The 24,079-nt window shown below is 40.5% G+C and carries 15 protein-coding genes; 7 read left to right on the plus strand and 8 right to left on the minus strand.

Annotated elements, in window-relative coordinates:
• Nucleotides 1-97: 97 nt before the first annotated feature.
• On the minus strand, nucleotides 98-1,750 hold the full coding sequence (locus ACXAFE_RS14510; RefSeq protein ID WP_475153711.1) for a methyl-accepting chemotaxis protein: 1,653 nt from the start codon (nucleotides 1,748-1,750) through the stop codon (nucleotides 98-100).
• 132 nt (nucleotides 1,751-1,882) lie between these two features.
• Between ACXAFE_RS14510 and ACXAFE_RS14515 the strand changes: the two genes are divergently transcribed.
• Both ACXAFE_RS14515 and ACXAFE_RS14520 read left to right on the plus strand, forming a co-directional pair.
• A complete protein-coding gene (locus ACXAFE_RS14515) occupies nucleotides 1,883-2,755 on the plus strand; it encodes a patatin-like phospholipase family protein (RefSeq protein ID WP_475153713.1) in 873 nt (290 codons plus the stop codon).
• Between the two features lie 509 nt (nucleotides 2,756-3,264).
• Nucleotides 3,265-7,740, plus strand: coding sequence for an EAL domain-containing protein (locus ACXAFE_RS14520; protein WP_475153715.1), 4,476 nt, complete (start codon nucleotides 3,265-3,267; stop codon nucleotides 7,738-7,740).
• Between the two features lie 40 nt (nucleotides 7,741-7,780).
• On the opposite strand, the gene ACXAFE_RS14525 is transcribed toward ACXAFE_RS14520, so the two are convergent.
• Nucleotides 7,781-9,976: a fasciclin domain-containing protein gene (locus ACXAFE_RS14525; RefSeq protein WP_475153718.1), complete on the minus strand. Its 2,196-nt coding sequence runs from the start codon at nucleotides 9,974-9,976 to the stop codon at nucleotides 7,781-7,783.
• A 242-nt stretch (nucleotides 9,977-10,218) separates the two neighbouring features.
• Here ACXAFE_RS14525 and ACXAFE_RS14530 point away from each other — a divergent pair, with 242 nt between their 5' ends.
• Nucleotides 10,219-11,430 carry an EAL domain-containing response regulator gene (locus tag ACXAFE_RS14530; protein WP_475153720.1) on the plus strand — a complete coding sequence of 404 codons (1,212 nt, stop codon included), beginning with the start codon at nucleotides 10,219-10,221 and terminating at the stop codon, nucleotides 11,428-11,430.
• Nucleotides 11,431-11,501: 71 nt separating this feature from the next.
• Nucleotides 11,502-12,290, plus strand: a complete 789-nt coding sequence (locus ACXAFE_RS14535; RefSeq protein ID WP_475153721.1) for a transporter — start codon at nucleotides 11,502-11,504, stop codon at nucleotides 12,288-12,290.
• Nucleotides 12,291-12,325: 35 nt separating this feature from the next.
• On the opposite strand, the gene ACXAFE_RS14540 is transcribed toward ACXAFE_RS14535, so the two are convergent.
• Nucleotides 12,326-13,171, minus strand: coding sequence for a hypothetical protein (locus ACXAFE_RS14540; RefSeq protein ID WP_475153723.1), 846 nt, complete (start codon nucleotides 13,169-13,171; stop codon nucleotides 12,326-12,328).
• A 469-nt stretch (nucleotides 13,172-13,640) separates the two neighbouring features.
• Between ACXAFE_RS14540 and ACXAFE_RS14545 the strand changes: the two genes are divergently transcribed.
• Genes ACXAFE_RS14545 through ACXAFE_RS14555 form a run of 3 tightly spaced genes read left to right on the plus strand, consistent with a single transcriptional unit; the run spans nucleotide 13,641 to nucleotide 15,748 of the window.
• Nucleotides 13,641-14,063: an ATP-binding cassette domain-containing protein gene (locus ACXAFE_RS14545; protein WP_475153725.1), complete on the plus strand. Its 423-nt coding sequence runs from the start codon at nucleotides 13,641-13,643 to the stop codon at nucleotides 14,061-14,063.
• A gap of 12 nt (nucleotides 14,064-14,075) precedes the next feature.
• Entirely contained in the window at nucleotides 14,076-15,224 is a 1,149-nt protein-coding gene (locus ACXAFE_RS14550; RefSeq protein ID WP_475153729.1) for an ATP-binding cassette domain-containing protein, read from the plus strand.
• 56 nt (nucleotides 15,225-15,280) lie between these two features.
• A complete protein-coding gene (locus tag ACXAFE_RS14555; protein WP_010558950.1) occupies nucleotides 15,281-15,748 on the plus strand; it encodes a phosphate-starvation-inducible PsiE family protein in 468 nt (155 codons plus the stop codon).
• 85 nt (nucleotides 15,749-15,833) lie between these two features.
• Here ACXAFE_RS14555 and ACXAFE_RS14560 read toward each other — a convergent pair whose 3' ends face one another.
• From ACXAFE_RS14560 to ACXAFE_RS14580, 5 genes are all read right to left on the minus strand, one after another.
• Complete coding sequence (locus ACXAFE_RS14560) at nucleotides 15,834-16,322, minus strand: N-acetyltransferase family protein (RefSeq protein WP_475153732.1); 489 nt, start codon at nucleotides 16,320-16,322, stop codon at nucleotides 15,834-15,836.
• Between the two features lie 273 nt (nucleotides 16,323-16,595).
• Complete coding sequence (locus tag ACXAFE_RS14565; protein WP_475153733.1) at nucleotides 16,596-19,694, minus strand: efflux RND transporter permease subunit; 3,099 nt, start codon at nucleotides 19,692-19,694, stop codon at nucleotides 16,596-16,598.
• A complete protein-coding gene (locus tag ACXAFE_RS14570; protein WP_475153737.1) occupies nucleotides 19,694-20,803 on the minus strand; it encodes an efflux RND transporter periplasmic adaptor subunit in 1,110 nt (369 codons plus the stop codon). Before ACXAFE_RS14570 ends, ACXAFE_RS14565 begins: the two co-directional genes overlap by 1 nt.
• Nucleotides 20,804-20,824: 21 nt before the next feature.
• Nucleotides 20,825-21,550, minus strand: a complete 726-nt coding sequence (locus tag ACXAFE_RS14575; protein WP_475153739.1) for a TetR/AcrR family transcriptional regulator — start codon at nucleotides 21,548-21,550, stop codon at nucleotides 20,825-20,827.
• Between the two features lie 368 nt (nucleotides 21,551-21,918).
• Nucleotides 21,919-24,078 (minus strand): tetratricopeptide repeat protein, encoded by a 2,160-nt coding sequence (locus ACXAFE_RS14580; protein ID WP_475153744.1) that lies wholly within the window; start codon nucleotides 24,076-24,078, stop codon nucleotides 21,919-21,921.
• Nucleotide 24,079: the final 1 nt, after the last annotated feature.

Genomic DNA, 24,079 nt, shown 5'->3' on the forward strand with positions numbered 1-24,079 from the left:
TATTCACTGATACGAAGTGCGCCTATGTTTATCGCTATAGGCATACTCTTGCGTAGCTAATCGCGTTACACTTTTAATGCGTTATACCTTTAATGCGTTAGACTTTGAACTGCGATACTTGGTTCTTTAATTCGCTGGCAAGTGCGGCGAGTTCAGTACTTGCACTGCTGGTGTTTGCGGCCTCTTGCGAGGTGTTGTCTGAGATAGTAGAAATATTCACTACATTGCGATTTATCTCTTCATTAACACTGGTTTGCTCTTCTGCAGCGGTTGCAATTTGCGCCGCCATATCGTTTATGTTTGCCACCGCAGTGGTGATCAAATCAAGAGCTTCACCTGCCAGCGTTGCATTGTTTACACTGTCTTCTGCTTGTTGCTTACTTTGCAGCATTAATGCGACCGCGTCTTTACTGCCATTTTGTAAGCTTTCAATCATTTGATGAATTTCTTGAATTGAACTTTCGGTACGCGACGCAAGCGAGCGAACTTCATCTGCTACCACAGCAAAACCGCGGCCTTGCTCACCAGCTCGGGCCGCTTCTATTGCTGCGTTTAGCGCAAGCAGATTGGTTTGTTCTGCAATGCCGCGAATAACATCGAGTACGCGGCCAATTTCTTGGCTATCGTTTGATAGTTTATCAACTGAGAGTGAAGCCGTATCGATTTGTTGTGCAAGCTTATCGATGCTGGTGACTGTTGAACCAACAACTTGTTGTCCGCTGGATGCTTGAGTGTTTGCATCCATCGCCCCTGTTGCAGTGTCAGCAGCGTTGCGAGAGACTTCGTTAGCGGTGATCGCCATTTCGTTCATTGCAGTCGCAACCATATCGGTTTCTTGGCGTTGTTCGCTTATTAACGAGCTAGTATTTTCGCTTGATTGGGCCAGCATGTTTGACGCCTGATGTACCTGTTCACTGGCGTTAACCACCTGTTGTAACGTGCCGTGGAAATTATCAATTAACGTATCAAATGCATGGCTCACTACGCCAAGTTCATCATTAGATTTTACTTGGGTGCGTTTCGTCAAATCGTTGCTCTTTGCTATATCATTAATGGAATTTCGCAGCGTATTTAGCGGGGCAATAATATTGTTTGTGACAAGCCAACTTAATACTGCTGCAACTAAAGCAGCAACCACAGCAAAATAAATACTAACGGAAATCGATGAGTCAATATCGTTGGTCGTTGCCTGAAAAATGACTTCTCTTTCTTGATTCATTTTGCGGTTAAGCGCAGCAAAGTCTTCGCGAGATTTTGCAGCAACAGGACTGTAATCACGTTTATACGTTTGCCATGCTTGTTCAAGTTGTGCTTTTGTCGATGTTGCTGATAGCGTTTGAACCAGCTGAAGGCTTTTTGACAAGAATGTTTCGGTGGATGATTGTGATTTAACAACCAGTTGCTTGAGCTCTTTTTGTTCGGTGCTGTCGTTAAGGGTTAATGAATTTAGCTGTGAAAAATGCGATTGGATATCCTTGATACGTTCACGCATTTTAGCAAGGTTAGATTGATAATCGTCACCAAGCATAATGCTGCGATTAATGCGCGATACGTAATTTACATCGCGATTAATTTTGAGTGTAGTGACTTCTAACTTAACCGCGACACGGCTGTATTGCTCAAAACTTGATTTGATTGAATTGAGCTTATAGATCTCAAAACTCGCAAACAATATTAAGGCAAATAGCAGTGCGCCTGAGATGATATTTATTTTATTACGAACTGAGACGTTAGACAGCAGTGTATTCATGCGCTTATTCCAAAATGAGTTGATATGACGGTATCGATTTTTAACCCAGCTAACAAGTTTAACTGATCTTATTGTATCGGTATGTAATCTTATGTATTAATAGTAAAAATTCATTAAAATTAGATAAATACGATGAAAAAACGCATTTCACTTATTTTAAGCAGTGGCGGTGCACGTGGGCTTGCGCATATCGGAGTAATTAAAGCGCTAGAACAGCACAACTTTGAGATTTGTTCCATATCAGGGTGTTCAATTGGTGCTTTAATCGGTGGTATTTACGCGGCAGGTAAGTTGCCTGAATTTGAGAAATGGATTTTAGAAATAGATAAATACGATATTGTGTCATTGCTTGATTTAGCGTGGGGCAATAATGGGTTGGTAAAGGGCGACAAAATAATTAACACCTTAAAGAAAATGGTAGGGGATATTACCATTGCCGAGTTACCAATTAGCTACACGGCTGTTGCGTCTGATATTTTAAACGGTAAAGAAGTATGGCTAAATTCAGGCTCATTATTCGATGCGATCCGCGCATCGATTTCACTTCCTTTGTTTTTTACACCGATTGAAACCAATAATAGAATTTTAATTGATGGTGGGGTACTAAATCCTGTGCCGATTGCGCCTACGTTTAATGATGACAGTGATTATAAAGTAGCGGTTAATTTAGGCAGTGAAAAAGCAACCCCACCAGAGCCCATCGAAAAAGTCGAAACTCATGATGATACATCCCCAATCTCACGTTTTATTGATTCATTGCGATTTGACAAAGAAGAAAAAGAGGTGAATAAACTGGGGGCTTACGAAGTAGCTGATAAAGCATTTGATGCCATGCAGTCTCACTTAGCTGCTGCTAAATTAGCGGCATATCCGCCTGATGTACTGGTTGAGATTAGCCGTAATGCCTGTGGCACATTAGAGTTTGATAAAGCCGCTGAGATGATTGCGCTTGGTTACAGTACCTGTATAAAAGCGCTTAAAAATAACTATTTACTGCTTGAGTAAGGTGTAACCCATAGCGTCATAACACAGCTTGTCGTAGCGCAAAGTTAGCGATTTTAAAGCACTAAAACAGGTGAAGAACTTTACAATTTAAACTGGGTTTACTTGGTTGTAGGTTTAACATGCATGTTTTGTTGTGTTTTATGGCCAAAATACGCTCACTTAGGCCAATACAGGCTATTATAGATGAAAGGCAAATATAAAGTTATATTGTCAGGGCAAGATCGGACTTGATAAGCATAGTTTAGCTTTAAAGTATTTTGATACGACAAAAGGATTGTTCCGCATTATGTGTTTTATCGTTAATAATTAGCTATTTCAGCTTGTTACGGGTTTGGCTTTGCTTTAAAGTTCGTTTTGTAATGTTAAGAAGTTGTTTTAAAAAAGATCATTTATTTCTTCTTTGAATATGCATTGTGTTTTACACTATATTAATGAAACGACAGCAGTGATAGCGTGTTGGTTCACTTCTCATATTCTGAACGGATTCATGTGACTAGGGTTTAATTTTTTTGTTTCATAAAGTCTTTTCTTTTTTACTCATCTTACTCATCACGTGTAGTGTAAATGCTGCGGAATACAGCCGCTATCTGAAAAATTACTCCGTTGAAGATGGATTATCACAAAGCTATGTTAACCAAACGCTGCAAGATAACTATGGCTACTTATGGGTTGCCACAGATTATGGTTTGAATCGCTTTGATGGGTACGAATTTGAGAGAGTAGCAGGTCCTGATAATGTTTTCGCAAACAATGGCATTATTGCTCTTCATTCCCTAAAAAACGGCAGTTTGATTGTTAGCACTTATTATAGCGGCGCTTATTTTGTTGATCCTCTTACGCTTGAAGCCACACGTTTTTATGACGGTAAATTAGTTGAAACTAAGGACGAATATTTAAGTATAGAGAGTGTTATTGAAGTTAAGGGCGATGTGATACTAGCAATTGGTCGCCACTTAGTTTCATATAATCTTGCAGATAAAAAAATGAAAATTTTATTTTCATTGAATGAAAATCAAGACCTTATTCGTACCCTTTATTACAAAGGAGAATACATATACTTTGGCACATCGAAAGGCCTTTATGTCTATCATATCGAAACAGGTGGTGCAGGGTTAACGCATCATAAACCCCCTAGCATACAAGACACCTATGATAACAACAATGTGAAATACTTAGCGTGGGATCATCGCTTAGGCCTGTTGATTGGCACGGTTCAAGGGTTATTTGCACTTAAGCTTGACGAAAAAAATGCGAAACCCATGCAGCTTATTGCCGATTTAAATATTTGGGGTGTGGTTAGAAATGCAGATGCATTTTATATTGGCTCTGAAAAAGGACTGTATCGCTTTGACCCAATGTCGTTTGAGTTAAATCTGCTGGCACAATATTCAAAACGTCACCCATTAGTCAGTAACGACGCAATTAAAGACATTTACCAAGATGACAGCGGGCTACTTTGGCTTGCGTCTGAGTCAAAGGGCGTCTATTACTGGCACCCCGACTTACAAAAATTTTCAAGTTACAGCAAAGCGTCTGGTATCGATTTGTCTAATTCTTCAGTGACCGACTTTATTGAATTGCAAGCGGGTACACTTTGGGTTGCAACCGAGAACGGTCTGACAAAACTAAATACTGAAACAAAAGAAACTAAACATTTCTTCGTTGAAGATAACCCCAAAAATAAATGGGGAAAGCATTTTATTCAGTATATTTTTGATGCAGGTGATGGAAAGATTTGGCTGGTACACAGTGAGGGATTGACACTTTTTGACACTGAAAAAGAAGTCATTGTGCCGACCAACTTATCTGTCGCAGTGAGCGAAGAGTTTGCGCGATTACAGGCGTTTGGCGTCTACCCAATAGACAAACATAGATTGATCTTTGTTAGTTACAAAGGGCACTATATTCTAGATACACAGAAAAATACCCTCACTTCGCTTAACAGTCTTGATAAACACTTTGATCCTGATTTATCAATTGGCTTTATGAAAAGCTTTGTAGATGATTCGGGTGTGCTTTACAGTGTTGGTGGAGCGATTTATCAGTACAACTATCAGGAAGATACATTTGATTTAATTCATCAACTCGAAAATTATCAAGTACACGATTTTAAGTTTGTATCTGACTGGACACGAGACGCAGATAATACAATTTGGATTGCTTACAACGCGCATGGCATAGTGGCCCTTGATGATAAATACCAACAACAAAAAGAAATTACCTTTGCCGATGGTTTACCAGATAATCGGTTATTTAGTGTCACGCAAAGTGATAATGGCGCACTGTGGTTCAGTTCGCAAAGTGGTTTAATCAAATATGATAAAAACTTAGATGCACTTAATCAGTATACCCACGAACAAGGACTGATAAGTGATGAGGTTTACAGTGCTCCACATAAATTAAAAAATGGCCGCATTGCGTTTACTACACCCGCTGGCATTATTTTATTTAACGCTGAAGAACTTGAAAAAACACGCAACGACAAACCGGTAAAATTGCTTGATGTCGAGCTAAAATCTCGTGATGAGAAACTCACTTTGTCAGGTTTTATGGAGCAGAAACTATCGCTTGAACATGATGATTTTGGCCTGAAATTTCACTTTTCTAACTTTGACTTTGCCAATCAAAAGCAAATTAAGTACCGTGTTGATTTACAAGGGCCAAGCAGTGTGGTGTATGAGCATTACGGAAAAAATAACATTGAGTTTACCCGCCTGTTGCCAGGTGATTATATCTTCAACGTAGCAGCTTATTCATTAAAAGATGGCCAATTAGGCAAGCCTGAAACTTTTTCGTTTTATGTGAAGCACAACCCCTGGACATCGCCATATGCCATTGTTGGCTATATTATTCTGTTTCTGGGTAGTTTTACCTTTATCTATATAAAGCGGGTTAAACAGCAACATAGGCTACAACAGCTACATGATGAATCGATGGCGGCCAAGCAACGTGCACGTTTAGCACTTGAAGCAAGTAACAGCGGTGTGTGGGTGTATAACAGTCATAATCAGCAGTTGGATCAAGAGCGCATTGTTTCCGATTTAGGTTATGAGCGTGAAATGCTTACCACTCTTCATGACCATATGTCACTAATTCATCCTGAAGATCGTATTCGTTTAGAAGCAAAATGGCGAGCATTTTCAGGTGGTGAAACAAATTTGTGGGATGTGACGTATCGCATGCGTGCAAAAAGCGGTGAGTGGGTATGGTATCGTGATTTAGGCAAGCGTTCTAAAGAAAGTAAAAATGAAGAAAACCCCGTTTATGCAGGTACTTACACCAATATTAGCGAAACGAAAAATAAGGAAATTCAAGCTCGGCTCTACGGTGAAGCACTGCACAAAATGAACGAATGGCTGATTATTTTAGATAGTAAGTTTAAATTAGTGGCGTCAAATGAAGCGTTTAATAAACGCTTTTCAAAACATGCAGAAGATGCGACCCAAGATACTTTATTGGCGTTATTTGATGAGCAACGTCAAGCATTTTACGTTGAGCAATTAGCCTGTCTTAAGGTTGGTGAACATTTACGTCGCGAAGAAACTTGGGCATTTGATAACGAAACCATTGAAGTATTGTTATCAATTTCAGCGATTGGTGAAGAGAGTGTCAGTAACTATGTGGTTGTTGTATCGGATTTGACGCAACAAAAAGCAGCAGAGAAGAAACTTACACAAATGGCTAATTTTGATCACCTTACCCAATTAGCTAATCGTAGTCTAATCAACGATCGTATCGAACAAGCCTTGCTGCATGCGCAAAACAAAGTCGTTGCGGTGTTGTTTATTGACCTTGACCGCTTTAAACAAGTGAACGACTCGCTTGGCCACAGTGTCGGTGACAGATTATTAGTTAAAGTTGCCGAGCGCATGACCTCGGTTGTTGGTGAGCAACACAGTGTAGGTCGTCAAAGCGGCGATGAGTTTATAGTGTTGTTTGAAGATGTGGTTTCGCCACAGGAAATTAGCCAATATGCTAACGACCTCAACAGCGAACTTGCCAAACCTTATAAAATTGGCGGTAACACGGTCAATATTAGTTCATCAATCGGTATCTCGTTTTATCCATTTGACGCAGAAACAACTGAAGAATTAATACAAAAAGCTGACATTGCGATGATCCACGCGAAAAACAGTGGTCGTAATTGTTACCGTTTTTACACCGAGCAGCTTAATAAAGAAGCGCGCAACCGTATGTTGCTTGAAAACGAATTAGTTAATGCGGTACAAAACCGCCAACTGACTAACTTCTATCAACCTATTGTTAATACGCAATCACAAAAAGTAGTGGGTGTAGAGTTGTTATTACGCTGGTTTAAAGACGGCGAAATGATTTCACCGGGAGTATTTATTCCGTTGGCTGAGCAAATTGGGCAAATTGTCGCGATTACCGAAATAGCGCTTGAAACAGCGACAACAGAGTTAGCGTCATGGTTAGCAAGTAATGAGAACCGCTATCTATCAATTAACTTATCAGCGTTACATATTACTCAGCCTAATTTGGTTGAGCGATTTGTCACCATTTTAGCTGACAACAACGTATCGCCACGTCAAATTCGCTTAGAAATTACCGAAGGTATTTTGATTGAAGACACGGTGAACGCCCTTGAGCAACTAGAGCGCTTACAAAAAGCAGGCTTTAAATTGTATTTGGATGATTTTGGCACAGGGTATTCGTCGTTAACTTATATTAATCAATTTCCAATTGATGTGATTAAGATAGATCAGAGCTTTATTCGCCAAATGTTATCCAGCCGTACAAACCAAGCGATCGTACAAACTATTGCGGATTTAGCAAAAAATTTAGGCAGTTACTGTATCGCTGAAGGGGTTGAAGAGCTTACGCAAGTCAGCGTGTTAAAACGTTTGGGCTGTTATAACTTACAAGGCTTTTATTTTGCCAAACCCGTACCAGCAAATACGTTTTTAAGTGACGAATTTCAACGCGACGTGTCACGTAAAATAAGTGCGTGTAAGAATGCGTAAAAAAAAGGGGCGAAACGCCCCTTTAACACGAAGGGAGTGTTTAGTTTAAAGTTTCGGTGATCACAGTATCAATAACATGGATAACACCGTTAGTAGTGTAAATGTCGGTAGTTACCACGTTAGCGCCTTGCACTTGCAGCGCAACTTGCGGTAATGACACTTTCCACCATAGATTATTTACGCCGTCACCTTTGGCTTCACCAGGTGCCATATCTTGCGCATAAAAGTAAAGCGGGCGTCCCATAAAGGCTGCTTGTTTAGTACCGTCAGCACGTGTAATAACGCTAAGTCCTTGAATATTATCTACCACATCATCATCCACCAATACAGGCGGCCAAGCAGCGGCGCAACTATCAATACAGGTACTTGTTGATTGCCCTAAGTCATTATCGAAAACATACAGTGTATTTCCTGCGTTTGTTGAACCTGCGCCGCCGACAAGCATTTGTATTTCTTTGTTATAAGCGACTTCGTCACTTGCAGTATTGGACGTGCTAGCATAATTAACTAAATCTAAGCTGACATCTTCCATCGCTAGCGTGTTTACTGTTTTCCCATTGGCTGCATAGGCACTAACTGAGTCAATTTCGCCGTCAATAACGTGTTGTAGTAGTACGTTTGTCAATGCAGTGTTGTCGGCTAAAAGTGCTGACAATGCGTCATCAGGAATTTTGTCAAACGCCGCATTGGTAGGCGCAAAAACCGTGTATGTTTTGCTTTCATCAGCAAGTGCATCAACTAAGTTCGCCGCTTGTAATGCGCTGACTAGCGTTGATAAATTAGGATTATTTACCGCAACTTCGACAATGTTTTGTGTCGGTTCGCCTTTCATTGATGGAGGTAAAATTACTTGGTCAACAACATGAATAACACCGTTACTTGCCGCAACATTGGCAGCAGAGACTTTTGACGTATTGATATAAAGGTCTGATTCTGAAACAGAAAGCGCAGCCATTTGCGTATTGGCCATTGTTACTTTGTTATCGTCGCTATTAGCAATTGCTACTGCGCCATCCGACATCACTTTCGCATCAGCAATAACGTGGTAGAGCAATACATTTTTCAGCGCTTCTGTATCGACGAGCAGGGCATTTAGTGTAGTTTCAGGAAGTTGTGCGAATGCAGCATCTGTTGGTGCAAAAACGGTGTAAGTTGCAGATTCATCTGCAAGTACTTCAGCCAGGTCCGCGGCAGCCGCTGCGATTAATAATGTGTTGAATGAACCGGCTTGTGATGCAACATCAACAATGTTTCCTACAGGTTCTGGTACACTCACATCACCTACGATAACCGCATCAATAACGTGAATGATGCCGTTGGCAGTATAAATATCTTCAGAAACAATCTTGGCCCCTCCAAACATTAGATTGTCGGATTCAGCGTTTATTGAAATAGGGAAGGATGCGCCTGAAACTGTTTCCGCTTCCATACCATTTAGCGTATATGCGGTGATGGAATCGACTTCACCCATCACGACATGTTGCAGCAAGATATCACTTAAAACGTCGGTGTTGTTAAGCAAGGTATTAATGGTCTCTTCACCGAGCATGGCGAAGGCATCATCTGTCGGCGCAAAAACAGTGTATTGCTTTGATTCATCTGCCAATACTGAATCTAACCCGGCTGCTTGAAGCGCCGCTACTAGCGTATTGAAAGACCCAGCTGCTAAAGCAGTCTCAACGATATTTGCCGCTGGCATGGTTTTTTCTTTCGGTGGCATTAATACAGCATCAATTACATGAATTATACCGTTGTCTGCCATTATGTCGGTTGCTGTAACGGTTACTGTATTGACCAGCAAACTATCACCGTCGAGCGATAAACCGACCGAATCACCATTAACCATGGTTACTTTTGAACCTGCACTAGACACTGCCGTTGCCGCATCTATTTTGTCCGCTATAACATGATATGTGAGGATGTCAGAAAGCGTGTCTGTATCGGCTAAAAGTGCTTCAACAGTGCCCTCAGGTAACAGCGCAAAAGCGGCGTCTGTTGGCGCAAATACGGTAAAGTTGGCATCTGTGTCTGCAAGCGTTTCATCAAGCCCTGTAGCCTCAAGTGCAGCTACTAGCGTTGTAAAGTTGCCATCGCTCACTGCAACGTCGACCACTGTTGTTGGTGTGGCAACAGGCGTCGTTGGCGTTTCCACTTTATGATCGTCGTCATCGTCGTTACACCCAGTTACTACAAGCGTTGATGACACTAAAAGTGCTATTTTTAATAAGTTTCTCACCTTGTTTATCCTTTTTTTGATAATTAACTGGCGAGATCTTGTACGGGTTAAAAATTTAACTAGATCAAATTAACGTGAGGTTTCGGTTTTGTTAATCATTTTTAATGAATAAACTAAACGCAAAATGGCCTACCAATTGATGTCAATTTGACGATTAAATTTTTGTATTCTTTCAGTTTGTTACTAGACTTAAAAAGGAAAGGGCTGGCGTCAAAGATGTTCTTACTTGCAAGGAATGCGACATGCATAAAAATTTAATTAAAATTGCGATTGTTGACGATTCGAAAACCATGTTGTTAACGCTAAAAGCAATGCTCAATGGCCTCGGCTATCAGAATACCGAGACTTTCTCTTCCGCGCGTCTTGCATTTGACGAAATCAAAAAAGATAGTTCAGCTTACCACTGTGTATTAACTGATTTGAATATGCCCGAATTAGACGGTATGGCATTTATTAGGCAGTTAGGCGAAATTGGCTTTAATGGTGGAGTGGCAATTGTTTCAGAAATGGATGAACGTGTTATCTCGTTGGCCGCTGACCTTGCTAAAATTCATAAAGTGCGGCTTATTGGTAATTTGTCAAAGCCGGTTAGTGTTAAACAAATTGAAATGGTGTTAGACCGGCTAAAAACACTCAATGTTGTTAAAATGCAAACCTTGCAATACCTCTCTGAACAAGAACTGATTGAAGCCATTGAAAACCAGCAAATAGAACCTTACTACCAGCCTAAAATTAATAGCCAAACTAACCGCGTCGACAGTTTGGAAATTCTTGCAAGAATCGTAAAGCCTGGTCGTATTGACGCCATTCTACCGCAACATTTTTTGCCTACAGCAGTATCGCTTGGTATCGAAAATATTATTACTTTTCAGCTTGTTGAAAAAGCCGCGCGGCATTATTGCGAATTGCAGGTGATTTTTGATCACGATTTTAAACTGGCAATTAATTTATCACCCAAACAAATGCAAGATTCATTTTGCGCCGAGCAAATGGCGACCATATTGTGTGTTAACGGATTAGAGCCAAGTCAATTCATTATTGAAGTAACTGAAGAATACGCGTTGCGTACGCCTGAACAACTGGAAACGTTAAATCGCTTGCGTATACATGGGTATGGAATTGCGCTTGATGATTTTGGTACGGGGTTTACCAATTTAAATCAGTTAAGAACCTTGCCTTTCACTGAGATTAAAATAGACAGATGTTTTATTTCGAGCATTCGTGATGATAAATTTTCTCAGGTGATTGTGAAGTCGCTTATTGATATTGCAAAAGAGCAAAAGGTAGAGCTAGTTGCGGAAGGCGTTGAAGATATTGAAGACTTAGAATACTTGCGCCAAAGTGAAATTGGTATTTTATTACAGGGCTTTTTTATCTGTCGGCCAAAACCCATCAATGAAGTCGTGCGCTGGTACAGCAAATGGAAACAAATCTCCGAAAAATCTATCTCTTAAAGATAAACTGCGTTAGTGTAAGTGTGTAAATAGTAAACTAAAACGAATTTTAGTCTTTAAGGATGAAGCGCATGAAATATCGCATTCTAAGTACGTTGCTTGTACTAAGCTCATTTACTGTCACAGCAAACAATTCCGCTGATATCGCCAAAAAATTACAAAATCCTGTTGCCGATATGATCAGTGTGCCAGTGCAGTTTAATTACGACCCGAATATAGGTCAGGATGAGCAAGGTGATCGTTGGTTAACCAATGTTCAGCCTGTTGTACCGTACGATTTAAATGATGATTGGAATTTAATCTCTCGCACAATTATTCCCATAGTAAGCCAAGACTTTGGCTCGTTTCGTGAAGAAGGCATTGGCGACATAGTACAAAGCTTTTTCTTTTCACCTAAACAACAAACCGACAGCGGCTGGATTTGGGGGGCAGGGCCTGTTTTAATGTTTCCGAGTGCCTCTGAGCCTATGTTTGGTAGCGACAATTGGGGAATAGGCCCAACGGCGGTGCTGCTTAAACAAAGTGATGGCTGGACTTTTGGTGCATTGGCAAACCATATCTGGGGTTTTGGTGCAGATAAGGACCAAGGTCAGGCTGATGTAAATGCAACTTTTATTCAACCGTTTATTGGTTATAGCTGGCCAAGTGCAACCTCGGTATTCTTAAACAGTGAAGCAACAATCGACTGGGAAAATGATGTAGAGTCGGTACCAATCAATTTGGTTGCCAGTCAAGTGATAACCATCGGAGATAATGTATTTAGCCTCGGTGCAGGCTTGCATTACTGGGCAAAAGGCCCAGAAAATGGGCCTGATGGAATGGGGGCGCGAATTATGATCACTTGGTTAATTCCGCAGTAACCAATCTATAAATGTAAACTTGTTGCATGGTACGGTTAACGAATCACCATCCAATCGTTCACTTTTTCATTTATGTAGCCGCTTTGTCGATACGCTTTATTGATTAAACCGCGGCTTCGTAATTCTTTTAAGCCCCGTTGCACATAGGCAAATATTTCTGAGTTGCCCGCGGCTTTTGACACAACAAAATGCCTGCTACCGGGAAGCTTAACTTTCAATCCATGAATTGGTACAAAGATTTCGTTGTCTTGTGTAAAGCTCAGGTCGTCGGTGTTGTAAAATGTTGCAAGCATAACATCACTTCGGCCTTTCATAATCATATCTGTCATTTGTGTAAATTGGCTTACGCTATCTAAATGAGCAAAACCAATTGACGACATTATTCGCCAATCAATTTGCCAGTTTTTATTGGAAATTGCGTTTAAGCGTTGTAAGCCAAACTTGTCATTGACCTGACGTGCGCGTGTATTGTTTTGATGTACATAAAAACCTGCCTCGGCTTCACCATCACGTAATAACGGCCTTGAAATATACAGGTTATCTTTAATGGGCAGAGCGTCGCTTAGCCAAACTCCGGTAACGCTTAAATCAAGAAGTCCTTGTTCAAGCAGGCGCAAGCGACGTTTATAGTGATCTGCTTGTACTAATTCAATGTTGCCACGAAATCCACCATAGTGAAGCGCTTGTAACAACAATACTTGCTCAACCACATCGCGATACGCAAACTCACCTGAGTAATCATCTATGCTGCTAATTTTGCGACCCGCAATAAATTGTTCGACATGTTTTTGGCCTTCTAGCTGAACACCAATTCTAAGCGTTTCTTTTGCCGCAAGCGAACACGAATACACGATGCTTAAAACAAAAAACCAATATCGCATTTTAAATCCTTTAAAACTAAAACTACTCGTAATTTGAGTTGTACTTGATTAATTTATATCGTTTTTTGGTTAAGTTGGCTTAACTTCAGTTTATTTTTGAAAGGTCTGTTAGGGAGTTAGATAAGTCCCTGTGTAATAATCGCGCAATATACCTGTGTTTTGTTTAAATATCAATGTGTTGTTGGCTGGTAACAACGTTATTTTCTACGCTTTTTTATTTTGTATTGCTGATTACTTGCGCGTTTTGTTGTTTTAGGGCAAAGTAAACCTACATTTCTTATTGGAGTAAACGCCGACATGAACAACTAACTCCCCAAACAATTTTAACTTTCTGTTTAATGTTAGGGATTAGTAGGCGTTGCTTTGCCAATTTTTCACTGAAAATCAATATTGACGCTAAGTGCAATAATGCTTAGACGTTTCTCGCAGGTGATGCTGATCCCTTTTACTTGGGTAAAAGGATGGTCTTATGCCACATATTTCGATTTCAAATTTTTCATACAGCGTAGCGCAAAAACATATTTTAAAAAACGTATCACTGCAACTAAAAAACGGCGTTTACGGGTTAGTGGGTAACAACGGTAGCGGTAAGTCGACACTTATAAACGCAATAGCAAAGCTTGATGGCTGCAAAAACACGATTAAAGCCTATGGCAAAACCGCTATTTTTTCACAGCTCAATGACATGCCAAATTGCTCGGTTGCAGGCTATTTAGGTATTGCCGATAAATTAAACGCGTTGTGTCGCATTAATGGGGGCAGTATCGACGTTAACGACTATCAAACGTTACAAGATGATTGGCATTGTGAGCGGGATATAATAACTCTGTTAACGACGCTCGGATTACCAAAAGACCCGTTTATATCTTGTAATAAATTAAGCTATGGGTAGCTAGCTCGTTTAATGCTGCATCGATGCTTTACCAGTGATGCAGATATTATATTGTTGGATGAGCCAACCAATCACCTCGATCTAAATGCCAGAAGTTGGTTAATTAACCAGATAAAAGCCTTTAGAGGCATTGTGGTTATGGCAAGTCACGATGAAAATCTGTTGGAGCACAGCACACGTACATTGCACGTAATTAATGGTACGGTGAATGAATATGGTGTTGGCTATCATGAATTTAAAGCGCAGTTTAATGCCGAGCAAAAAACACTACGAGCGAAGCAAGAGCACATTAAACGCGAACAAATGCAATTTAAACGTATTGCGCAGCTAAGCTTAGAAAAAGCAAATCAGCGTGCGGCGCAGGGCAAGCAAAAAAGAGCATCGGGCAGTCAGCCTAAAGTGCTACTCGATAGTAAAAAAGAAGGCGCGGCTAAGTCCCATAGTCGGCAAATTAAATTACAAAAAGCCCGAATTGATACATCAAACAAAATGTTGGATGCCGTATGCGATGATAAGGTATTAAACGACCCTGTTACATTTCATATGGCGCACGTAAACACTCATAAAAATAAGGTACTGGTTAATATAAACAATTGGCACTGTGAGTTTAATCATCATCCCCCACTGAACGCTACCATTAAACAAACAAGTCGTGTTTGGCTTCAAGGCCGTAATGGTTCGGGAAAATCTACCTTACTTAAAAGCATTGCGAACCTGAGCAAGGCGAACCTAACAGTTAATCGTAATTGCGATGTGATTTATCTTGAACAAAATTGTCGCTGGCTTGATCAATACAGTGATGTTTTAAGTGCTATTATGGCTTTGACAACACAGATAAGTGAACAAACCGCGCGTACCTTGCTCGCGTCTGCTGGGTTTCGAGGCGATAGCGCTTTTTTACCAGTCGAATCACTAAGTGGCGGCGAAAAAATGAAGTTAGCGATGCTATGCGTAAGCCATGCACAAAAAGACGCGGTATTACTGCTTGATGAACCTGATAATCATTTGGACATCGTTGCGAAAACTGCTTTGGCGATTTCGTTAAAAAACTATCCTGGTGCGTTTATCTTAGTGAGTCACGACACGCGGTTTGTTGCGCAAATTGGGGTGAATATGCGCCTTGATATTAATTCTGGCAGTGCTATTGAAGAACATGAATAAATGTTTAAAGTTCAATAAGTTATCATTGTTAAATTTTACCGCATTAAGGAGATGCAATGGAAAAGCATGATAGTGGCTTTGATGAAGCAAGTTATGATGATAAAGCGATCCGTTTTAGCCATACTGTTATTCGCTTTTGCGTAAAAATACTCGCAATTTTAATGACGTTGCTCATTATTTGGGGGGTGTTAGATGTTGTCTACGTGATGTATATGAAATTGAGTTCACCGCCTTATTTCTTACTATCAATTAGTGACATTCTCGCGGTGTTCAGCGCGTTTTTGGCTGTATTGATTGCAATTGAAATCTTTATCAACATTGTTATGTATCTGCGTGATGATGTAATTCATGTTAATTTGGTAATCGCGACAGCACTAATGGCGATAGCGCGAAAGGTAATTGTACTCGACTTTACAAAACTCGCCCCTGAATACATTTGGAGCACTGCAGGCTTAGTACTTGCGCTTGGCGTTACCTATTGGTTGATTGCAGTCAAGGACAAGAAAAAAGCCAGCTTATTGTAACGTAATAACAACTGGTTTGTTAAAGTGGAAGCGGCATATTTAAGTCGCTTTCACTCTAATTTTTTTCATGCGTAACGCTTCGGTGTTACGATTTTCCGTTTTCAGCAAAGTTCTCTAACGTTTTACCACTCATACGATAGCCAATCCACTCATGCTGCGGCTCAGCGCCAAGCGATTCATAAAATTCACGCGATGGGGTATTCCAATCTAAGCAACTCCATTCAAAGCGGCCACACCCTTTTTCAACAGCAATTTGTGCTAAATGCTGAAGTAACGCGATGCCCGCGCCTTTACCGCGGTATTCAGGTGATACGTACAAATCTTCTAGATATAAGCCTGGTTTTGCAAGCCAGGTTGAATAGTTGTAAAAGAATACAGCAAAGCCAATGGCATGACCGTCTAATTCGCAAATTAAACCATAAACGCCAGAGTGCTCAGAAAATATGCTCTGTTTGATGGTCTCGGGCGTTGCTAATACTTCGTGTTCTGCCTTTTCGTATATTGCTAACTCTTTTATAAAGTGCAAAATTGTATCTACATCGCTTAGTGTTGCCGGGCGAATTGTTAAGCTCATTGAAACCTCGTCGTTTAAACTTTTTTGCTAGTTTAAGATTAACGCGTTAATGAAGCCAGTACATAATAATCATAAATACATGAAGGGTGCTGCTCATAGTATATGAATCTAAAACAGTTAGCTCTGAATTTACTTACTTTATTCCATAAACTCTATATAAGATAAATTCCGCCTTGTTAGCATTTTATTTATCCAGCGCTATTCCTGATTACATACGTAACAGAGTTGGTATAAGTTAAAAATGCCAGTCAGGGGGGCTGACTGGCATTTTTATTAAAGGCTAGTTTGAAATTGCGTATGAGATAAGGCTTCTTCTGTTTCCATTTCACCTCGATGATCTTTTGCTATTTTTTCATAAAGTAGCGGCAGCACCACTAAAGTAAAGAAGGTACCAATCAACATTCCGGCAACCAAAATAATACCAATGCTATTACGCGCTTCAGCGCCCGCACCTGTTACGAGTACCAATGGGAAGTGACCGAGTACGGTTGCACCTGTGGTCATTAAAATTGGGCGTAAACGTGTTGCGGCAGCGCCTTTTACGGCGTCTAGTTTAGATTTACCTTCAAGCTGTAAATGATTCGCAAATTCGACAATTAAAATACCGTTCTTTGCAATCAATCCTATCAAGGTAATAAGGCCAATTTGGCTATAAATATTCACCGTAGTTAATGATAAAAATGGCAACATTAGTGCGCCAGCAAGTGCTAAAGGCGCACAGCCAAGCAATACAACTAACGGGTCACGGAAGCTATTAAATTGAATCGTCAGTAGGAAGTAAACCACAATCATTGATACTAATAGTACGCCAACCATGGTATTACCTTCTTTACGAAGTTGGCGTGATTCACCTGCATAATCAATAGAGTAATGCTTTGGTAAAACGTCAGCTGCAATTTGTTCAATAGTGCTTAAACCTTGCTCTTTGGTGATGTGAGGTAAAACACCCGCTAAAATTCTAAATGAACTTTGTTGGTTAAACGAGCCCAATACGCGCGGGCTGGTAAATGTGCGTAATGTCGCAAATGACGACACAGGAATAAGCTCGCCACTACCGGTGCGTATTTTCATATCGAGAATATTTTCAGGGTTATAGCGCTCATTATCGCCAACAATTGGGATCACGCGATAGGCTTTGCCATCTTTATTAAAATAGTTAACAAAGTTGTTCGACATTAAAATGCTCAGCTGATCATTCACCGATTGTAAATTTAACCCTAAATCGGCAATTAATTCGCGGTCGATTTCTAGCTCTGCTTGCGGTAAATCGATTTTTAGGTCGGTATTGATAAACATAAAGCTGCCGCTGGCATTTGCTTTTGCAATAATCTCGTCTGCGTATTGCTTCATAGTTTCTGGGTTATCATTCGCGCGCAATACCACTTCAACGTCAAACTGTCCTGCGGTAGGTAACGACGCTGGCAGAATTGGGAACAAGCTTAAGCCTGTTACACTGCCTAGTCGACCGTAAAGGTCAAATAGTAAGTCATGCACGGAGTTTTCGCGTTCTTCATACGGTGCAAGTTCAACGCCACCAAAACCGGCCGCGGCAGTAATAATTTGCCAAGTAAACTGACCACCTTCCGTTGCATTCATCACCTCAGCGGTATCATTCATTTTGCTTGAAGTATACGCCTGCGATGATTCAGGCGGCGCTTCAACAACTACTTGAATACTGCTTTGATCTTCAATTGGTGCGAGTTCTTTTTGTGATAAAAGATAGAAAGGTGCCGATAACAATGAAAACACAATAGCGACGAAGAATACTTGTGCGCGCCAATTAAATAGGGTGTCTAATGCGTTAAAGTAGAAATTTTGTAACTTATCAAAGTAGCTATTTACTTTTTTCGTTAGTTTACTTTCTTTACCGCCTTCTGCGTTAACCCACGCACTCATAATGGGCGATAAAGTTACTGCAACAACACCGGAAATAAGTACAGCAATGGCAAGGGTAAACGCAAACTCTCTAAATAAGAAACCCGTTAAACCAGTTAAAAAGCCAATGGGTGCGTACACTGCCGCAAGGGTTAAGGTCATGGCGATTACAGGCACAAGCAATTGACGCGAACTAATGAGTGCAGCTTGCCAGCGAGGTCTGCCTTCGCGCATATGGCGTGCTACGTTTTCAACGACCACAATGGCATCGTCTACTACAAGGCCAACGGATAACACAATTGCAAGAATTGTCAGCAGGTTAAGTGAAAACCCAACCACATAAATAACGGCAATCGCACCTAAAATTGAAATAGGAATGGTGACAAGTGGCACCATAGCCGATCTAAATGAGCCCATCATGGCAAGAACCACAATACCAACGAGTAGAACGGTTTCACCAAGGGTAGTAAAAATTTCTTTAATTGAGTCACGCATGTAGAGCGTGCCGTCGTAACCGATTTCAATGTGCATACCGTTTGGCAATACTTCATTGATTTGGTCTAGCTTTTTATAAAGTGCATCACCAATCACAATTTCATTTGCGCCTGGCAGCGCCCAAACTGCTAAAAATACCGTATCATGATCATCTAAACGCGCTGTTACCATGCCTTCGGCTTCACCAATTTCGACATTGGCGATAGTACCAAGGCGAAGTTGTACACCGTCACTTTCTTTTACAATAAGGTTTTCAAAATCAGCAACGCTTTTTAGCGACGTATTAGCCATTAAATCGATGCGTTGACGGTTGTTTTCACTGTAGCCTAATGTTGCAATGGTGTTGTTAGCTTGCAGTGCTTGAAACACATCAACAGCACTGATGTTGTAAACAGCGAGCTTATCGGTATCAAGCCAAATGCGCATAGCTGGATCGCGACCGCCTTCTAGGGTTACTTTTTGTACGCCATCAATATCGCTCATTTGGGGCACAATATTACGGGTTAGGTAGTCACTTACTTCGCTACGCGGTAAACCTTGCGATTGCACATCCAGGTAAAACACCGCGTACGGGCTATCGGCACGTACGATTTGAATTGCCGGATCTTCGGCGCCCGTTGGTAGTTCAAATTTGATTTGATTTAATTTAGTCGTGAGCTCTGCTAAAGCATCTGTAGTATTGTGGTTTAGCTCAAGCCACGCAGTTACTTTACTAAGGCCAGCTGTGGTAATTGAATCAACGTAATCTACGCCTGGAACCGTAGAGGTGACACGCTCAATAGGCTCGGTAACATAGCCCTTTACTACATCGGCTGATGCACCGGTGTAAACGGTATTAATGACTAACGAGGCACTTTCAATTTTAGGATATTGTTGTACCGAGATTTTTTGCGCGGCGTTAATACCCGCAAGCACAATTAATACTGACAGTACGATTGCCAATACGGGTCGATTGACAAATATGTCCATAAATGAGGGCTTGTTTTCGTGTAATGAACTCATTACAAGCCTCCAGTATGCGTTGTGTTTTCAGCCGTTTCTGTGGTGTAAACCAAGAGGTTTTCTTTTAGTTTAAACGTACCTTCACTCGCAATAAACTCGCCGGCATTTAAACCACTTAAGATTAATTGTTGGTCTTGGATTTTATCGCCTAGCTCTACTTTAATTGGTTTGGCGCGCCAATTCTGTTTATCGTCTTTCTCTAATTTATAAACAAAATCACCGAAGTGGTTGCGTGTTACTGCATTGGTCGGTACTGCTACTGCGTCAATCACTTCAATTGGTACAAACACACTCACCATTTGGTTGTGATGTAACTGTTTATTTTGATTGTTTACAATGGCGCGATAGCTTTGCTGGCGTGAATTTACGTCGATATTTGGTGCAATAGCAATAAGTTCAGCAGTTAACGTAGTGTCTGACTTTTGCTGCTTTACCGGTGCAACGCGCAGGGCATCACCAATTGCTAAGCGTGGTAGCGTTTGTGGCACAGCAAAATCAATCCAAATATTATCATTTAAGCCAACCAAAGTAGTGATTTGGCTATTGGCATCAAGTAACTGGCCAACTTGATATTGCGTTAAGCCAACGCGACCAACAAACGGCGCTTTAACGGTTTTTTTATTAATAACTGACGTTAAATTAGCTACTTCAGCGTTAGCGACATTGACATTTGCCAGCGCCTTATCCACTTCATCTTGGCTAATGCGCTTTTGCGATAATAACTTTTCAACACGCGATAGGGTTGATTGTGCAAGTGTAAGGCGTGCTTTAGCTGCACTTAAGTTGGCTTCTTCGACACTGGTATCTAGTTTTATAAGCAACTGATCTTTTTCAACGATATCACCTGGCTTAAAACCTACTTTAGTAATATTGCCAGCATACTCATTGCTTACGGTTAGTGTATTCGGTGCTTGCACTTGGCCAATAACTTTTACGGTTTTAATGTGCTGAGTTGGCTGTGCATAGGTACTTTTCACCGATGCGGAAGGTTCAGGAAATGATTCGGCAAAGGCAATCATTGCTTGAATTTGACTAAACTTGGCGAAGCCTAGTCCCGAGACAACAACAAGTATAAGGATAGTGGCTGCGAGCCAGCGTTTAATTTTCATACTTTCTCCGTTTGTATTGCATTAACGCAATGTTAATTTCTTTAATTCGTTTTCAATGGTGACAAGTGAGTCATCATCGATGGGTTTCTTCCATGGATAACTATTAAGCAAACGCACTGTGCTTCTAATAATAGGATGATTAAGCGGTAATGGCTCAAGTAATGAGTCTGTACCTTCGACAATTTCCTGCGTTTGTTTAACCCGTTGTACTTGTTCAAAGCCAACAGTTATAGCCCAGCCACTAATGAGTATCTCTTCAATCACTTCGCTTAGGTTAGGCACATTTTGCAATTCGCCCGCACCAATGCCATCGGAAAGGGCTAATTTAAAACCTTGTTCACAACAGTTACAGGCGTCGATCATTTTTTCAGTCCAACGGCTTGAAGCGCGTTGAATAACCGCTTTATTGGTTGAATAAGATTGCAGTTCGTAATCAAATTCAAAGCGTTGCATAGCTTTAGGGGATACTAAACATACCGCGAGCATTTTTTCAGGCGTTGATAAAGGCAAGCTAAGCACACGTTCAAATACTTTTGATACGTGATCAAATGACTGATAGGCAAGGGCAAGCACAATATCTTCTTTGCTCTGCACAAATTTATAGACAGAACCCATAGAAAGCCCGGCTAAACGCGCGACCTTAGCCATAGTAAAGTCGGTAACTGACGACTCGTTAATGCATTGTTCTGCGGCATTTAAGATCATTCTTTCCTGTTCTTGCAGGCTATATTTTGGTGCTGGTGCCATTACTAAACCTCTTGCTTATTTTCTTTGGTAACGCCATTCGAATGATGTTCGAATGGCGTTATTCTAATTCAGCAAAGGTTAATGTCAATGAAAAATACGTAATATTTGATTGGTTGAATGTAGTATTATTCGTGTAGGTTTATAACTACTTTAACTTAGTTCAAAAACGCTGCGTGAAACAATTAGGCTGTGTTATTTTTATGGCTTTTTGGTTTGTTAAACTACAATGGTCGCAAGAGTAGGAGATAAGAATGGTTTAACTGGCTTGCGAGTTATTTGAGTGACTACAACGAATTTAATCGTTGATTATGACTAGAAAATGGACTTGCCAAAGCGCGCTAATGTGTAGCGCGTTGGCAAGTCAGATTTTAATGTAAGGGCAGTGTAATTTGAATACACAACCCGCCACTTTTTCCCTGTTTAGCAACAATATTGCCGTTGTGTAACTCGACCAGGCTTTTGCAAATAGATAGTCCTAAACCTAATCCCCCTGTTGCACGGCTACGTGATTTTTCAACACGATATAACCTATCAAAGAGATGTTCTATGTCCACAAGTGATACGCCTGGAGCTGTATCATCTACTTGAATAAATAATGTGTTTTGGTCATTTCTAGCTTTGAGGCGAATAAAACCGGGCACATTTGTATAGCGAATAGCGTTACTAAATAGATTATGGAACACTTGTTGAATGCGGGTAACATCAATATCAATTTCAACTGCGTCATCAAGCTCAATATCAAGTTTTAGATCGAGTCCGATCTTTTCAACGAGCACTCGGTTGTCGTCCACTATGGAATCAAGCATGTTTCTCGCTCTTATTTTCAATTTGTTGAGCGTTAGCACCATAGAATCAGCCTGTGATAATTGGTCAATATCTGAAACGAGATGGCTTAACTGTTCAATTTTGGCTTTTAAGCGATTATGAGCAACTTCGGTGTCGGGTTCTAAGTTATATTGCAACGCCTCAATTTGTAATTTCAATACACTAAAAGGTGTGCGTAATTCGTGACAAATATCCGAAAGCATTTGGTTTTTGTGATCAATGGCAGCTTCTTTTAGCCGAGTTTGCGCCTGCGCCATCTGCTTTTTCTTAATTTGTGAATAAATTAGTAGACTAAGCAATAAGAATACAATTAATGAAACCGTAATACCGAAATATTGACGATATTGCATTACCTCAAGATCACTTTGCTGTTTTTGATTTTCCAGTTCTAAATCTTTTACGTTTAATTGTTCAGAAAATTTAGCAAGCTCAGTATCCATTTGATCGCGATATGCCTGCATTTTTTGTTCGTACTCTGCTTTGTTTGCATCGGCATGCGCAACTTTGTGCTGATAGGCACGATCATAATTACCCAGTTCAAAATGTGCTTTTGACAAAATATCATGACGAATACGATTATATACCACTGAAATATTTTTCTCTGGAATAGCGTCGAGCGTGTCGATTGCCATTTGGTACTGCTCTGCTTTTAAATATATGCGTGAGAGTGATAAGAGTATTGGGTTCACATTCATTGCATTGCCGTTTTCAAGCACGATCTTCGCCGATTGATTGGCAACCGCGATTGCACGCTCTGTTTGATTTGCAGCTTCATATATCTTAGCTTTTTTTAGAAAAGCAGTAGCTAACATTTGTTTATTTTGACTGCGCTCTGCAATAGCAATGGATTTATCAATATAAACAAGTGACAAAGGAGTTTTTCCTACCTGAGAATAAAGGCTTGCAACTTTATCAGCTGAGTAAAATTGATTTTTTAGATCGCCCAGCTTTTCGTCTAATTTCAATACTCTCAGAGCAAATTCTAGTGCTTGGTCTAAATCACCTAAGCGTTCATAGGTTGCGGCAATATTAAAGAGGCAACTGGCAAGTAAATCATCATCTGGTTTTTTTTCAATGATCGCTAAGGCATCTTTATAATTTTTGAGGGCTGAATTGAATTGATTTGTTGATTCTAAAATAACACCTAAATTTACTAATAGGCGAGCTACTTGAAGATCATTACCTGTTTGTTCTGCAAAATTAAGCGCTTTAAGATATGCCCCTTTCGCTTTGTCAAACGAACCTAAATTACGAAAATAAATCCCTTGCTTGGTATACACTTCACTAAGACGAGCAAGTACTTGATTACCTTCGGCAAGGGCAATTACTTTGGCTTGTAAATCACTGGCTTGTTGGGTATTACCTTGGCGAAAGGCTTTATCAGCAAGGGCACTTTGTACAACAATTTTTAACTCAGGACTCGATTGCCAAAAATCATTTTGTTGAATAAGGCCTACTTGTTGGTCAAACTCGCTATATTGAGCCGACTTTAGTTGCTTTGACAATATTGCTTCTGAAGCTGAAATATATGCAGCAATATCGTGTTGTTGCTGAGATTGTGTTTGCAAAGTGACAAGTTGTTCTATGGCATTTTGGTCGGTTTGTTGTACCTGTTCAATTTTTGCCTGCAAGGTGGAGGCTGTGGCTGTTGAGAGCCAAGCCAAGCATAAACAATAAAGGGTAATCACTCTAATTAACTTCATG

The organism is Pseudoalteromonas sp. ABV4_021, from assembly GCF_056159365.1.